The sequence below is a fragment of the Parabacteroides sp. ASF519 genome (assembly GCF_000364265.2).
GTDB classification, from domain to species: Bacteria; Bacteroidota; Bacteroidia; order Bacteroidales; family Tannerellaceae; genus Parabacteroides; species Parabacteroides goldsteinii.
The window spans coordinates 2890048-2905509 of sequence record NZ_AQFV02000006.1 but is presented as its reverse complement, the minus strand read 5'-3'; the positions used below and the strand labels follow the sequence as shown (position 1 = coordinate 2905509).

10 protein-coding genes, 2 tRNA genes, 3 rRNA genes and 1 other RNA gene are annotated in these 15462 nt (G+C 44.3%); 7 read left to right on the top strand and 9 right to left on the bottom strand.

Annotated features, from left to right (window positions below; all coding sequences use genetic code 11):
• Window positions 1-54 precede the first annotated feature (54 nt).
• The 8 genes from C825_RS11435 to C825_RS11400 all read right to left on the bottom strand — a co-directional run bounded on the left by C825_RS11435 (window position 55) and on the right by C825_RS11400 (window position 9287).
• Window positions 55-978, bottom strand: a complete 924-nt coding sequence (locus tag C825_RS11435; RefSeq protein ID WP_010802547.1) for an AraC family transcriptional regulator — start codon at window positions 976-978, stop codon at window positions 55-57.
• Between the two features lie 133 nt (window positions 979-1111).
• Window positions 1112-1222: ribosomal RNA gene (gene rrf, locus C825_RS11430) — 5S ribosomal RNA — on the bottom strand.
• 104 nt (window positions 1223-1326) lie between these two features.
• Window positions 1327-4205 (bottom strand): 23S ribosomal RNA (locus C825_RS11425).
• Window positions 4206-4336: 131 nt separating this feature from the next.
• Window positions 4337-4410 (bottom strand) — tRNA-Ala (locus C825_RS11420).
• A gap of 23 nt (window positions 4411-4433) precedes the next feature.
• Window positions 4434-4507, bottom strand: a tRNA-Ile gene (locus C825_RS11415).
• Window positions 4508-4654: 147 nt separating this feature from the next.
• Window positions 4655-6179: ribosomal RNA gene (locus C825_RS11410) — 16S ribosomal RNA — on the bottom strand.
• The 16S, 23S and 5S rRNA genes sit together here with 2 tRNA genes alongside, the layout of an rRNA operon.
• Window positions 6180-6708: 529 nt before the next feature.
• Window positions 6709-7569 carry a sigma-70 family RNA polymerase sigma factor gene (locus tag C825_RS11405; RefSeq protein WP_005641668.1) on the bottom strand — a complete coding sequence of 287 codons (861 nt, stop codon included), beginning with the start codon at window positions 7567-7569 and terminating at the stop codon, window positions 6709-6711.
• A 143-nt stretch (window positions 7570-7712) separates the two neighbouring features.
• Window positions 7713-9287, bottom strand: a complete 1575-nt coding sequence (locus C825_RS11400) for a Do family serine endopeptidase (RefSeq protein ID WP_007658645.1) — start codon at window positions 9285-9287, stop codon at window positions 7713-7715.
• A gap of 494 nt (window positions 9288-9781) precedes the next feature.
• On the opposite strand from C825_RS11400, the gene rnpB reads away from it, so the two are divergent.
• The 3 genes from rnpB (at window position 9782) to C825_RS11385 (ending at window position 12893) form a co-directional block, all read left to right on the top strand.
• Window positions 9782-10138: RNase P RNA component class A (gene rnpB / locus C825_RS11395), an RNA gene on the top strand.
• 44 nt (window positions 10139-10182) lie between these two features.
• Entirely contained in the window at window positions 10183-11559 is a 1377-nt protein-coding gene (locus C825_RS11390) for a YihY/virulence factor BrkB family protein (RefSeq protein ID WP_007658646.1), read from the top strand.
• Complete coding sequence (locus tag C825_RS11385) at window positions 11556-12893, top strand: MATE family efflux transporter (protein ID WP_010802546.1); 1338 nt, start codon at window positions 11556-11558, stop codon at window positions 12891-12893. The genes C825_RS11390 and C825_RS11385 overlap by 4 nt, the downstream gene beginning before the upstream one ends.
• Before the next feature lie 68 nt (window positions 12894-12961).
• Here the strand turns inward: C825_RS11385 and C825_RS11380 are convergent, their stop codons facing one another.
• Entirely contained in the window at window positions 12962-13564 is a 603-nt protein-coding gene (locus tag C825_RS11380; protein WP_007658648.1) for a riboflavin synthase, read from the bottom strand.
• Between the two features lie 88 nt (window positions 13565-13652).
• Here C825_RS11380 and C825_RS11375 point away from each other — a divergent pair, with 88 nt between their 5' ends.
• From C825_RS11375 to C825_RS11360, 4 genes are read left to right on the top strand one after another with little or no spacing between them, the layout of a single operon-like run.
• Complete coding sequence (locus C825_RS11375; protein ID WP_007658649.1) at window positions 13653-13994, top strand: TM2 domain-containing protein; 342 nt, start codon at window positions 13653-13655, stop codon at window positions 13992-13994.
• Window positions 13995-14006: 12 nt separating this feature from the next.
• Entirely contained in the window at window positions 14007-14378 is a 372-nt protein-coding gene (locus tag C825_RS11370; protein WP_010802545.1) for a DUF2752 domain-containing protein, read from the top strand.
• Window positions 14379-14430: 52 nt separating this feature from the next.
• Window positions 14431-14763, top strand: a complete 333-nt coding sequence (locus tag C825_RS11365; protein ID WP_010802544.1) for an NINE protein — start codon at window positions 14431-14433, stop codon at window positions 14761-14763.
• A 57-nt stretch (window positions 14764-14820) separates the two neighbouring features.
• Window positions 14821-15459, top strand: a complete 639-nt coding sequence (locus C825_RS11360; protein ID WP_007658652.1) for a hypothetical protein — start codon at window positions 14821-14823, stop codon at window positions 15457-15459.
• The last annotated feature ends 3 nt before the right edge of the window (window positions 15460-15462 follow it).

Sequence of the window (15462 nt, the reverse complement as noted above, 5' to 3'; positions counted from 1 at the left end):
GCCTGATCTGTATTATTCATGTGCCATAAGCAAATGATGCAACCACCTTCCCTGTTATACCGGTTCAACAGGTATACAAATATCCACAATAAACTTTTTTTCCGGATGTTCGTCATGGTTATTCTGATAAATCTCATAATGATGTCCATAACCACACTTACAGCCATTTTCTTCCAATAAATCGAACATTGCCATCCAGGCAGCCGGAAACTCAGACATAGATAATTCAAAACGTCCAACCGCATACAACCCACCGGAGAGCTTATAGCTTCCAATAATTCCTTCCGGCTTCATTTCTTCCGGAACAAACATGGCCGCATCGGCTGTTAATTTATCGACCGGGGTAACACGAGGATCATCATGATAGACGGACAATAACCTCATATCCGGTTGTGAAACAAACCCTCTGGGCAGTGCCCACTTCATAAGATTGGCGAAAGCCTCCTGCATCTGGTCCAATGCTCCCTGATGACGACAATAAATAATAGCCCTCTCAGGCATCTGCTTAATTTCAAAAGTGCAATTCATATCCATACCATTTACTTTGATTGTTTTATCACGACAAAAATAGCGTGAATAAAGCGAGGTATGTTGCTCGTTTATGCTCTTGAATTGACATTTCTTGCTATCCGGATATCCGTTCTTGCGACGATACTCTTCGGCAGAAATACCAAAATGACGTTTGAAACTACGACAAAAAGAAGAGGCGGAAGAAAAACCCCAATCATAAGCCACATCCTTGATCGCAGCAGGATCACTCAGCAAAACATTGGCCGCCCGCTCCAATCTTCTCCGAAGAATATACTTTCCTACAGGTTCAGCCATGGAGGCAGTAAATATCCGATGAAAATGATAAGTAGAAATATCAACTAACGACGATAACTCATCTATCGATATCTGCCTGTTCAGATTTGAATTAATATAATCAATAACCCGGTTGATTTGTTTTGTATGATCTTGTAATGTTGTATTCGCCACGTTTATATGTATATTTGAATGAGGTACAAATATAGGAATTGGTATTCATATATAAAAAGGAGCTCTTCATAAACACAAAAAGGAACCAACCTTACGATTGATTCCTTTCATTTGTTTGGAGTTCTTGACTCTAAAACGGCGGCTATCTACTCTCCCACTTTTACGCAGTACCATCGACGTGGTTGGGCTTAACTTCTCTGTTCGGAATGGGAAGAGGTGGATCCCCAACGCTATAACCACCTTAATACCTTTTAAGATGTTTGACCTGGACAACGCTACTCTTTCAGTAACCTTCGCTTTGTTAGTATCTCTACTAACCCTGCTGATATATCAATCCTTCCTTCCGGAAATAGAAAGTCTCGGGCTATTAGTACTACTCGGCTTCGACATTACTGCCCTTACACCTGTAGCCTATCAACGTCGTAGTCTACAACGACCCTCAGGGAGATCTTATCTTGAGGCTGGCTTCGTACTTAGATGCTTTCAGCACTTATCCAATCCAGACTTAGATACCCGGCGGTGCACCTGGCGGTACAACCGGTAAACCAGAGGTCTGTCCAACACGGTCCTCTCGTACTAGTGTCAGAGCCACTCAAATCTCCTACGCCCACGATAGATAGAGACCGAACTGTCTCACGACGTTCTGAACCCAGCTCGCGTGCCACTTTAATGGGCGAACAGCCCAACCCTTGGGACCTTCTCCAGCCCCAGGATGTGACGAGCCGACATCGAGGTGCCAAACCGCTCCGTCGATATGAGCTCTTGGGAGCGATCAGCCTGTTATCCCCGGAGTACCTTTTATCCTTTGAGCGATGGCCCTTCCATGCGGAACCACCGGATCACTATGCTCTAGTTTCCTACCTGATCGAGTTGTATCTCTCCCAGTCAAGCACCCTTATGCCATTACACTCTACGACCGGTTACCAATCGGTCTGAGGGTACCTTTAGAAGCCTCCGTTACTCTTTTGGAGGCGACCACCCCAGTCAAACTACCCACCATACAGTGTCCTCGTTTCCACGAGTTAGAACTCAAACAACCAAAGGGCCGTATTTCAACGGCGACTCCACCGACACTGGCGTGCCTGCTTCGCAGTCTCCGGCCTATCCTACACATTAGTTGCCCAAATTCAATGTAAAGCTATAGTAAAGGTTCACGGGGTCTTTTCGTCCCATCGCGGGTAATCGGCATCTTCACCGATACTACAATTTCACCGAGCTCACGGTTGAGACAGTGTCCAGATCATTACACCATTCGTGCAGGTCGGAACTTACCCGACAAGGAATTTCGCTACCTTAGGACCGTTATAGTTACGGCCGCCGTTTACTGGGGCTTCAATTCAAACCTTCTCTTGCGATGAGCTCTCCTCTTAACCTTCCAGCACCGGGCAGGTGTCAGGCTGTATACTTCATATTTCTATTTCGCACAGCCATGTGTTTTTGTTAAACAGTTGCCTGGACCTATTCTCTGCGCCCCGCCATCGCTGACAGGGACCCTTTATCCCGAAGTTACAGGGTCAATTTGCCTAGTTCCTTAACCGTGAATCACTCGAGCGCCTCAGTATTCTCAACCCAACTACGTGTGTCCGTTTACGGTACGGGTACTCTATAGATATGCTTAGCGGATTTTCTAGGGAGCCTGTTTACATCCATATTGCCTTGTACAAGTACTCGGCATACTCTCAGGTTCGACTCTCACGGCGGATTTGCCTACCGCGATCAACGTCTACACCCTTTAACCAACTATTCCGTCAGTTGGCAGGACTGTCACTTCTCCGTCTCCACATCGCTCTATAAAGTAGTATGGGAATATTAAACCATTCTTCCATCGGAATCGCCGTTCGGCTTATCCTTAGGTCCCGACTTACCCTGATCCGATTAACGTTGATCAGGAAACCTTAGTCTTTCGGCGAGGAAGTTTCTCACTTCCTTTATCGTTACTTATACCTACATTTGCTTTTCCAGCTACTCCAGCAAGGGTTATCCCTCACCTTCAACGCCACTGGAATGCTCCCCTACCATCCATTACTCTGGATCCATAGCTTCGGTAAACAGTTTATGCCCGAGTATTATCCACGCCAAACTCCTCGACTAGTGAGCTGTTACGCACTCTTTAAATGAATGGCTGCTTCCAAGCCAACATCCTAGCTGTCTCTGCAGTCTGACTTCGTTAGTTCAACTTAACTGTTATTTGGGGACCTTAGCTGATGGTCTGGATTCTTCTCCTCTCGGACGCGGACCTTAGCACCCGCGCCCTCACTCCTTATCAATATATAGCACGCATTCGGAGTTTATCTGGACTTGATAGGCGGTGAAGCCCTCGCATCCAATCAGTCGCTCTACCTCATGCTATACTAAATAAAGGCTGCACCTAAATGCATTTCGGGGAGTACGAGCTATCTCCAAGTTTGATTAGCCTTTCACCCCTACCCACAGTTCATCCGAAAGCTTTTCAACGCTTACCGGTTCGGTCCTCCAGTTAGTGTTACCTAACCTTCAACCTGACCATGGGTAGATCACTTGGTTTCGCGTCTACTCCCTCCGACTATGTCGCCCTGTTCAGACTCGCTTTCGCTTCGGCTCCGTATCTGAAATACTTAACCTTGCCGGAGAAAGTAACTCGTAGGTTCATTATGCAAAAGGCACGCCGTCACAACTTACGTTGCTCCGACCGCTTGTAGGCAGACGGGTTCAGGGTCTATTTCACTCCTCTGTTCGAGGTTCTTTTCACCTTTCCCTCACGGTACTGGTTCGCTATCGGTCTCTCGGGAGTATTTAGCCTTACGGGATGGGCCCCGCTAATTCACACAGAATTTCTCGTGCTCCGCGCTACTCAGGATACCACTAGGCTTCGTTAGAAAGTCGTGTACGGGATTTTCACCCTCTACGATCACTTTTTCCAAAGTGTTCCACTTTCCTAAGTTCTTGCCACAGCGTGGTCCTACAACCCCGGTATTGCCTAAACAATACCGGTTTGGGCTCTTCCGCGTTCGCTCGCCACTACTTGCGGAATCATTCTTATTTTCTCCTCCTATGGGTACTTAGATGTTTCAGTTCCCCACGTTCGCCTCCCTTACGGGATGACAGGCCTTCAACCTGCCGGGTTGCCCCATTCGGAAATCTGAGGATCAAAGATTATTTGCATCTCCCCCCAGCTTATCGCAGCTTATCACGTCCTTCGTCGCCTCCGAGAGCCAAGGCATCCACCGTCTGCCCTTGCTTACTTTCTTATTTCCGGTTACCACAGGGGTAAATCGGATTGATATATCTTCAGCTTGCTCTTGTTACTTTATTTTACGTTGTCCATCATGTCAAAGATCTTGTCGTTACTTTACGTTTCTGATGTCTCGGTAACTTTTTGTGGAGAATAACGGATTCGAACCGTTGACCCTCTGCGTGCAAGGCAGATGCTCTAGCCAGCTGAGCTAATCCCCCAAAATTCTCTCTCAGAGATTCTGTAGTCCCAGGCAGAGTTGAACTGCCGACCTCTACATTATCAGTGTAGCGCTCTAACCAACTGAGCTATAGGACTGTCAACTTTGCCTTGGTTTCCCTCAGCATCATTTTTCTCTCTTGCCGACACTTTATTGCCGGTAGATCTATATTTTATACATATTCAACCGTAGTACAAGTTAACTAATACCTCTGAGTCAACTTGATAACGAACTCTGCGCTCCAGAAAGGAGGTGTTCCAGCCGCACCTTCCGGTACGGCTACCTTGTTACGACTTAGCCCCAGTCATCGGTTTTACCCTAGGCCGATCCTTGCGGTTACGGACTTTAGGTACCCCCAACTCCCATGGCTTGACGGGCGGTGTGTACAAGGCCCGGGAACGTATTCACCGCGCCATGGCTGATGCGCGATTACTAGCGAATCCAGCTTCACGAAGTCGGGTTGCAGACTTCGATCCGAACTGAGATGGGGTTTGGAGATTAGCATCCGCTCACACGGTAGCTGCCCTTTGTCCCCACCATTGTAACACGTGTGTCGCCCGGATGTAAGGGCCGTGCTGATTTGACGTCATCCCCACCTTCCTCACAGCTTACGCTGGCAGTCTCACTAGAGTCCTCAGCATGACCTGTTAGTAACTAGTGATAAGGGTTGCGCTCGTTATGGCACTTAAGCCGACACCTCACGGCACGAGCTGACGACAACCATGCAGCACCTCGCAAATTGCTATTACTAGAGACTCTGTTTCCAGAGCTGTCAATATGCGTTCAAACCCGGGTAAGGTTCCTCGCGTATCATCGAATTAAACCACATGTTCCTCCGCTTGTGCGGGCCCCGTCAATTCCTTTGAGTTTCACCGTTGCCGGCGTACTCCCCAGGTGGATTACTTAACGCTTTCGCTGTGCCGCTTACTGTGTATCGCAAACAGCTAGTAATCATCGTTTACTGCGTGGACTACCAGGGTATCTAATCCTGTTTGATCCCCACGCTTTCGTGCTTCAGTGTCAGTTATAGTTTAGTAAGCTGCCTTCGCAATCGGAGTTCTGCGTGATATCTATGCATTTCACCGCTACACCACGCATTCCGCCTACCTCAAATATACTCAAGTCAACCAGTTTCAACGGCAATTTTATGGTTGAGCCACAAACTTTCACCGCTGACTTAATTAACCACCTACGCACCCTTTAAACCCAATAAATCCGGATAACGCTCGCATCCTCCGTATTACCGCGGCTGCTGGCACGGAGTTAGCCGATGCTTATTCATATGGTACATACAAAAAGGAACACGTTCCTCACTTTATTCCCATATAAAAGAAGTTTACAAACCATAGATCCTTCATCCTTCACGCGACTTGGCTGGTTCAGGCTCTCGCCCATTGACCAATATTCCTCACTGCTGCCTCCCGTAGGAGTCTGGTCCGTGTCTCAGTACCAGTGTGGGGGACCTTCCTCTCAGAACCCCTATCCATCGTGGACTTGGTGAGCCGTTACCTCACCAACTATCTAATGGAACGCATGCCCATCTATCAGCGATAATTCTTTAACAAATATTTCCATGTGGAACCCCTGTTTTATGCGGTATTAGTCCGACTTTCGCCGGGTTATTCCCCTCTGATAGGTAGGTTGCATACGCGTTACTCACCCGTGCGCCGGTCGCCACCAATGTATTGCTACATCGTGCTGCCCCTCGACTTGCATGTGTTAAGCCTGTCGCTAGCGTTCATCCTGAGCCAGGATCAAACTCTTCGTTGTTTAAATTGTTTTTTATCTCTATGCTCAGAATTCGTATTTATTTTCAAGTTTTTGACGGTATTAATTTCTAATACTTGTACTACTTGTTGATATGTAAATCTTTCAAAGAACTCTTGTTGTTACACTCGCTTTATTTTAGCGAACGTGGATGCAAAGATAAGAACTTTTATTTCATACTTCCAAATGTTTTAGGAAGTTTTTTCTAAAAGTTTTTTTCATCATGTTTTGCAGTGCCGTTCTCTCTCGAATGCGGATGCAAAAGTAGTGCTTTACAACATACGCTCCAAACTTTTATGAGATTATTTTTTCAACTAAATCGTTACTGACAGACTATAATTCTGAACGACTGACAATTACAAAAGAAAAAAAAATTACAACAATCCTCGTCACGGTTTCGCAGCTATTATTATTACTTATATAATGTACGCGAAAAATACAATTCCTAACAGCCAGGTCGGTATAAAAAAGACAAAAGCCCCGTATCCTTCTGGATATGGAGCTTTGTTTACCTCTTTGGTTTTACCCGAGGTCAACCTAAATACGATTTGAGGAGCTTGCTACGTGTTCCTTGTCTTAATCTTCTGATTGCTTTTTCCTTGATCTGGCGGACGCGCTCTCTAGTGAGGCCAAATTTGTCGCCAATCTCTTCCAATGTCATTTCCTGACAGCCTATACCGAAAAACATTTTGATTATCTCACATTCTCTTTCGGTTAGTGTAGCAAGTGCTCGATCAATTTCTTTTGCCAATGACTCGTTCATCAACGATCGGTCAGCGATAGGAGCGTCGTCGTTCACAAGCACATCCAAAAGACTGTTATCTTCGCCTTCCACGAACGGTGCATCCACAGAGATATGTCTTCCGGACACCTTTAGAGTATCTGAAATCTTATCTACAGGAATATCCAGTTCATCTGCCAGTTCTTCGGGAGAAGGTCTACGTTCATTTTCCTGTTCGAATTTAGAGAAGGCTTTGCTGATCTTGTTCAGCGAACCAACCTGATTCAACGGAAGACGAACAATTCTAGACTGCTCTGCCAAAGCCTGCAAAATAGACTGACGAATCCACCATACAGCATAAGAAATGAACTTAAACCCTCTGGTTTCATCAAATTTCTCAGCCGCTTTAATCAATCCCAGGTTACCTTCGTTAATAAGGTCAGGTAAACTTAATCCCTGGTTTTGATATTGCTTAGCTACAGAAACGACGAAACGCAGGTTAGCTCTGGTTAATTTCTCCAATGCTCTCCGGTCGCCTCTTTTAATTGCCTGTGCCAATTCTACTTCCTCTTCCACTGTAATAAGATCTTCACGGCCTATTTCCTGAAGATACTTATCAAGCGAAGCACTTTCGCGATTGGTAATGGACTTTGTGATCTTTAACTGTCTCATCCAATGTTTTTAATTGAGAAATATCAGGGTGCAAAGATAATATTATTTTTATTGACAAAATTGGTCGAGTGCACCCTACACCCGACCAATTATAAACCTTTAACAATCTTCCCGCCAAATAAGACGAATATAACTTTATTTTATTATTCGGCTAGATCAATAGCATATACTTTTGTACGTCCGTTCGGATAAAAACCTTTTACAACGATGTAACGATCGTCTGCATTTCCTTTCAAGACCTTGTCTACCAACTTTTCGAGTTGTTCGGGTGTAGAGATCTTCTGGTCATTGACAATCATGATAACGAAGCCTTTCTGGATTCCGGCATCTCTTAACTTACCTTTCAACAATCCTGTTACTTCAATACCATAGCTTACACCAAGTTCACGTTTTTGTTTATCCGTCAACGCTTTAAAAGCGGCTCCAAGAACATCTGCACTGCTGTCACCTGCGCTCTTCACAACAGATGTGCTTCCTTGTGCATTACGAAGTTCCACAGTAAATTTCTTATTGCTTCCATTACGATCTACAGTAATTTCCACTTTATCTCCGGGACGATATTTGCTGATTTGTTCCTGCAAAGCATTAGCATTCTTTACTTTCGCACCATTTACAGCAATAATCACATCACCTTTTTCGATACCGGCTTCTTTAGCTGAACTTCTTTCTGCGAAATCCGACACGCAAGCACCTTCAGAGACTTTTATCTTCGACTTCAGTTCAGTCAACTCTTCTTTCAACTTACTATCCAGGTTCGGATAACTCAACTGATCAGCAATATCACCTACACTCATCATCAAAACACCAAGGATTGCACGCTGTACAGTACCATACTGTTTCAAGTCGCTTGCCACCTTACCGGCAATGCTGATAGGAACAGCAAATGAATATCCGGCAAAGTTTCCTGTTTCAGAATAAATAGCCGTGTTGATACCAATCAGTTCACCTTTTGTATTCACCAAAGCACCCCCACTATTACCTGGGTTTACGGCAGCATCCGTCTGGATAAATGATTCGATTTTACTTCTGTCACCTCCCATAGAGATTCCACGGCCTTTGGCACTAACAATACCGGCAGTAACTGTCGATGTCAGGTTGAACGGGTTACCAACAGCCAGCACCCACTCTCCTACCTTCAATTTTTCAGAATCACCGAACGGAATAGTCGGAAGATCTTTTGCATCTACTTTTATCAATGCAATATCTGTCGTAGGATCCGTTCCAATCAGTTTAGCCGAAAACTTACGGTTATCATTCAATGTCACTTCCAATTCATCCGCCCCGTCAATCACATGGTTATTTGTGATAATATATCCATCTGTGGAAATAATAACACCTGAACCAGATCCGACACGAGGCTGCGGTTGCGGACGCTGAAAACCTCCTCCGCCTCTTCCTCCAAATCCGAAGAAGTACTCAAAAGGATCGACATATTGCTGTCCTCTGCCATCATCGGCATACTGCTTGGCATTGGTTGTAGCTTTGATGTGCACAACCCCATGCACGGTGCTTTCTGCCGCCTGGGTAAAATCGGTATTTTCCGCTGCCACTGCATTCAATCCGGCATATCGAACAGGCTGATTGAATGTGTTCGTAAAATCGGTGACATAAACCGGTTGATTCTTATTCATTAAATAAGCACTTGTTCCAACGGCTGCCCCCGTACTGATCGCAGCAACAAGAACAACTCCCAGCACATTTTTCCACATTGTTTTCATACTTTTTCTATTTTATCAAACATTTAAATTTAACACTTTTCTTTCGACAAAGAAAGTTCAAAAAACGTGCGATTATTCCATTTACCTATGATTTTTTATCACTTTTAACGACGAATTATACGGGGTTAACGGCACTTAACAGTACTGTGTATTGCAAAGTACCTTTTTAACAATCATCCGCCTGTCAAATGGTCATGCTTTCAGTAATATAACAGCAGAAACGGCAGAATGTTCATACCTGTTGACAGATGACAGGTGACAATTGGCAGGTAAAAAAGGGACATCCTTTGCTTATTAAGTAGTTCTAAACCTACTTATTAAGTAACTCTTCGCTTACTCGATAAGTAGCCTACCCTGCTACTTACTAAGTAAGCCAACGTCTACTTAGTAAGTAACTCAAAAGCAACCCGAAAGACAGCCCGTTCCTGTCTTTCCTCAAAATTGTCAACTGTCAACCGCTAACTGTCAACTAAAATAGTTATCTTTGTCGCATTGCAGCCTGCCGGTCTGTCGCTCATCTTCGGATGTGAGGAAAGTCCGGGCAACACAGAGCACCATACTTCTTAACGGGAAGTTGTCCGCAAGGGCAAAGTAGTGTAACAGAAAATAACCGCCGGACTCGTCCGGTAAGGGTGAAAAGGTGAGGTAAGAGCTCACCGGGTCCCGTAGTAATACGGGATGCCGTACGCCTTATGGGTTGTAAGGTCATGTATACCGGCGTATGTAGGATTGCTCGTCCGATGCCGGGGGGTAGACCGCTAAAGCTTGCCGGTGACGGTAAGACAAGATAAATGGCAGACACTCCAACTTCGGTTGAAGCACAGGACCCGGCTTACAGGCAGGCTGCATTTTTTTATTCATCCGGCAAACACCTTTTGCCCCTACAAATCACAGCATGAAGAAGAAGACGGATAAAAAGACTGCTGATAAAAAGCCTCTGATAGAACGGATCAACGCCTTGCTGACAAGAACCATTCGTTTTGTAACTTACGACATCTGGAGAATTACAGAAAATGAAGTAAGCGGCCTGAAAGAACTTTATATCAACACGATCAAAACAGTCATACTTGCCGTACGCGGTTTCAACAGCGAGAATCTGCAAACAAAGGCATCCGCTCTTACTTACAGCACCTTTCTGGCTATTGTTCCTTTATTGGCAGTATTGGTCGGCATCGCCAAAGGTTTCGGCTTTCAGGCTACTGTCCGGAAAGAACTGCTCTATTATTTCCCCGGACATGAGAACGAACTGAATAAAGCATTCCAGTACGTAGAGAATTATCTGGCACAGGCACAAGGCGGTGTTATCATCGGGATCGGTCTTGTTCTGCTGTTCTATACGGTCATCAACCTGATCTCTTCCATCGAAGATACCTTCAACGATATATGGCAAATAAAAAAGTCACGTCCATGGTACAGGAAAATATCAGACTATCTGGCGCTGTTCCTCATATTGCCGATACTGATGACTGCCTCCAGCGGGCTTTCTATCTTTGCCTCCACCCTGCAAAATTCATTTCTGAGCAATTACCTTTTTTTCACGCCACTGGTCGAACTTGCCCTGAATGTCGTACCTTATATTATTACCATAATGGCTTTTACAGGTCTTTATGTATCATTACCTAACACAAAAGTCAGGTTCATCAACGGCCTGATGGCAGGTATAATTGCCGGTTGCGCCTTTCAGTTCTTCCAATTTATTTATATCAGCGGACAGATCTGGGTTAGTAAATACAATGCTATCTATGGTAGTTTTGCCGCCTTACCTTTATTATTACTATGGTTACAATTATCCTGGCTGATCTGCCTTTTCGGGGCTGAATTATCTTATGCTTCACAAAACGTAAAAAAGTTCAGTTTTGAACGTGACAGCAAGAACATCAGCCGCAGATACAAGGATTTTCTTACGCTGCTTATATCTTCCCTTATCATAAAAAGGTTTGTCAAAGGAGAGAAACCCTATACGGCAGACGAACTGTCGGATGCCTACCGTATCCCCATCCGCCTCACGACAGACATACTTTATCTGCTTACCGAGCTGGGAATCATTATAGAGGTAAATTATGGAGATGATGAACGTGTCGCCTATTATCAGCCGGCCATCGACATAAACCAAATAACGGTAGGCTATCTGTTTGCCAAGATGGATGAATATGGTTCTGAAAATTTCAAGATAGACACTTCCAAACTTTTTACCAAAGAATGGCATGCCTTGCTGAAAACCCGGGAAGATATGATTAAAGCAAACGATAATATCTTACTCAAAGATTTATGAACACCTCAGACCTGACGCACGGCCCGGTTTGGAAAGTGATCGTACGCTTTGCTTTACCATTACTTATCGGAAACTTATTGCAGCAACTCTATAATATTACCGACAGTATTATCGTCGGACAATTTTTAGGGAAAGAAGCATTAGCTGCCGTTTCCGCCTCATTCTTTATATATTACTTTATTATATCACTCGTTATCGGTGTCGGAAGCGGAACCTCCGTAGTCGTTTCGCAATTCTTCGGAGCCAAACAATATGACAAAGTGCAACGTGCTTTCTCCTCCTTTTTCATTTTTATGCTGGTAGCAGGCATTGCTCTTTCAATTGCCGGGATCATATTCGCCGAACCTATCTTCCGCCTGACCAACACGCCGGAGGAAGTCATACCCGATGCCGTCGCTTATTTCAGGATTTATATAGGAGGAACATTCCTGTTCGTCACATTCAATAGTATTATTTCCATATTAAGAGGCGTGGGGGAATCCGTACGACCTATGATCTTTATTTTCATCACCACCGTATTGAATATCGTCCTCGATTTACTATTTATCGTTGGCTTCGGCTGGGGAATCGAAGGAGCGGCACGCGCAACCGTCATAGCACAGGGAATCGGAATGTGTGTGGCTTTAGGTTATGTCAATAACACCCACCCGCTCCTATCCATCAAAAAACAAGATTTACTGTTCGACATGAAGCTATTCAAAGAAGGATTGAAAATAGGACTCCCCACCAGCGTACAACAGTGCGCGATCGCTTTGGGACTGATTGCTCTTCTCGGAATAGTGAACGGCTTCGGCACCGATACCCTGACCGCTTACGGTGCCGCCGGGAAAATTGACACGATCATTACACAAGCTGTCCTGACACTATCCGGCGCACTGGCTGCATTCTGCGGACAAAACATCGGAGCCGGCCGCTTCGACCGCGTACGCAAAGGACTACGGTTCACCATGCTGGTCAATGTCATATTCAGCGTGGTCACCTTCACAGCTATTTACTTCTTCGGGGAAGAAATGATGCGCGCCTTCACCAACGACCAGGCAGTAATTGCGATCGGAAAAGAATATTTACTGATCATCGGAGGATTCTTTATTGTGCACGGAGCTTTGAATATCTATAATGGTGCACTTCGGGGAGCCGGAGATACGATTTTCACAATGGTGACCAGCCTGCTTTGCCTGTGGCTGATCCGCATTCCGCTGGCTTACCAGCTAAGTGCCTGGTACGGCCGTCAGGGAATATGGTGGGCTATCGGGATCAGTATCGGCATAGGATTGGTTATTACGTACATATATTATAAGACAGATATCTGGAAGAAAAGATGCGTTGTAAAATAAACGGCAGAACGCTTCGGGATAAACACCCGGTCGCTCTGCCGTTATTTCTTTACTAAAAGAGGAATCTTTCATTTGAACTGCATCATTTTACTGATGTATTTACCGACGATATCAAACTCCAGATTTACTACAGTTCCTTTTTCGATCCGGCAGAAGTTTGTATTATCGTGTGTGTAAGGGATGATAGCCACCTCGAAACTATTCTGCTGCGAGTTGCAGACAGTCAGGCTGACGCCATTTACACAAACAGATCCCTTTTCCACGGTCATATATCCCTGTTGCGCCATCGCCTTGTCGAAAGTATATTCAAATGTATAATACCAGCTTCCGTCCGCTTCACGTACATTCGTACAAACAGCCGTCTGATCCACATGTCCCTGAACGATATGTCCGTCCAGACGACCGTTCATCATCATGCTTCGTTCAAGATTTACCAGATCACCGACTTTCAGCAGTCCCAGATTGGAACGGTCCAGTGTTTCCTGGATAGCCGTCACCGTATAAGTTTCGTCGGTCAGGTTCACCACTGTCAGACAAACGCCGTTATGTGCCACACTCTGATCGATTTTCAGCTCATTTACAAATGAACACTTCATCGTGATATGCAGGTTTCCCTGATCTGCATTCAACGCAACTACCTGAGCAGCTTCTTCTACAATTCCTGAGAACATAGTATTGTGTTGTTTAAATTAATATTATCAGGTTCAAAGATACGAAAAAACACTATATTTGTCGTTAGTAACTTAATCTATAAAAATTATGGACGCACAAAAAGTGGATATGTTCCTCATGACAAACAGTAGCAAACTACCTGCCAGTCATATACCTATCATCAGGGATCGTCTGTTGGAGATGGACGAATCCAAGCTGATTTATTTACAAACCTGCGATTTCAAAGACCCGACTATCATACTTATTATTTCCGTTTTCCTCGGCTCATTGGGTATCGACCGTTTTCTGATCGGCGATGTAGCCTTGGGTGTCGGCAAGCTGGTCACTTTAGGCGGTTGCGGGATCTGGATGATTATCGACTGGTTTCTGATCATGGATGCGACGAAAAAGAAGAACCTGGAACAGTTGCAGAATATTTTAATGTTCTAATCCCTGCTACTTGTGGGAAAGAGAAATAAATATGCATATCTTGCTGTAGCCATTATAGCGGGATATGCATTATTATCATTTCCTTGCATTTTCCACACAATGACAGGATATCCGTGTCCGGCCTGCGGAATGCGTCGTGCAATTCATGCCCTACTGAACGGAGATATAGGCGATTCAATCCTCATCAATCCTTATGGGTTACTCTTTGTTTTGCTGGCTGTCTTCTTTATTACAGGTATCGTTTTTGACTTCGTACAAAAAAGGCATACGTTCCGGGATTGGCTGAAAAAAGCGGAGCGCAAGCTGGCAAATAAGTATATTCTTGCATTCATTATTCTATTAACAATACTGAACTGGATATGGAATACCCACAAAAGATTGTAAAAGAACCAGAAAATACTTATATTTACACATTATAAATCTACTGACTAAAAATATGGAAGCTGATAAAGTCGATAAATTCCTTCTGGCTAATGAGAGTAAATTTCCGGATTACGAAATTCCCATCCATAAGCTGCTCAATCTCCCCCCGGAGAAAGAGACTCTTTTAGAAGACACCCATTTCAGAAGTCCGGGAAAAATACTACTTCTCTCCATTTTCCTCGGTGTGACCGGTTTGGACCGTTTCCTGATCGGGAACATAGGCAAAGGCTTTGGCAAACTTCTGACCGGCGGCGGCCTCGGGATATGGTATATTGTCGATTGGTTCCTGATCACCGGGGCGACCAAGCGATATAATATGAATAAGTTGATAACGATCCTATCATAAGTCAACCCAATATTTTGTATATTGCCACTGTATTAATATTAATAAAAACAATTATATATGAAAACTACACAAGATCCGATAGATCGGCTTTCTCAATCAATGATGGACCATTCGATATGCCGCAGAGCAATATTAATATATACGCTACTGACCGGGTACTCGCTTTTCGACTCTATCCAGACTAAAAAGAATTATACGAAATGCAACATCACGTATAAAGACGCAGAGTTCATCTCTGACCGGTTCGGAGAAATAACAGGTATAGATATTGCTCCTGAAAAATTTCTGCACGATAAAAACCAGCTGGCCGACGAATTGCTTGACGATTATCAGGAATATCAGTCTTTACTGGCAAACTACGACGAGAATACGCGCTCCATGGTTATAGCGTTTTACCAGTTTTTGTTTTATTATCGCAAATTGCCCCATGAAGTAATCCTGAGTTTAGAAATTGCTTTGTCTGCATTTCTGAAATATGTATCCGGAAATATCAATAAAAAGGAATTAAAAAAACAGATTATCAACTTCGATATTCTCAATCAAAAAACTATCAAAGTAGACTCTATGTATGTACGTCACAATTTCGTCTGCATGGAAAAAGACTTCAACGACATCTGCCTCAAGAAAGCAAACAGGATACTGAAACAGGCAGGCGAAGCCCCACTGAGCAAGTATACAATAGATGTCAGCATATAAGAC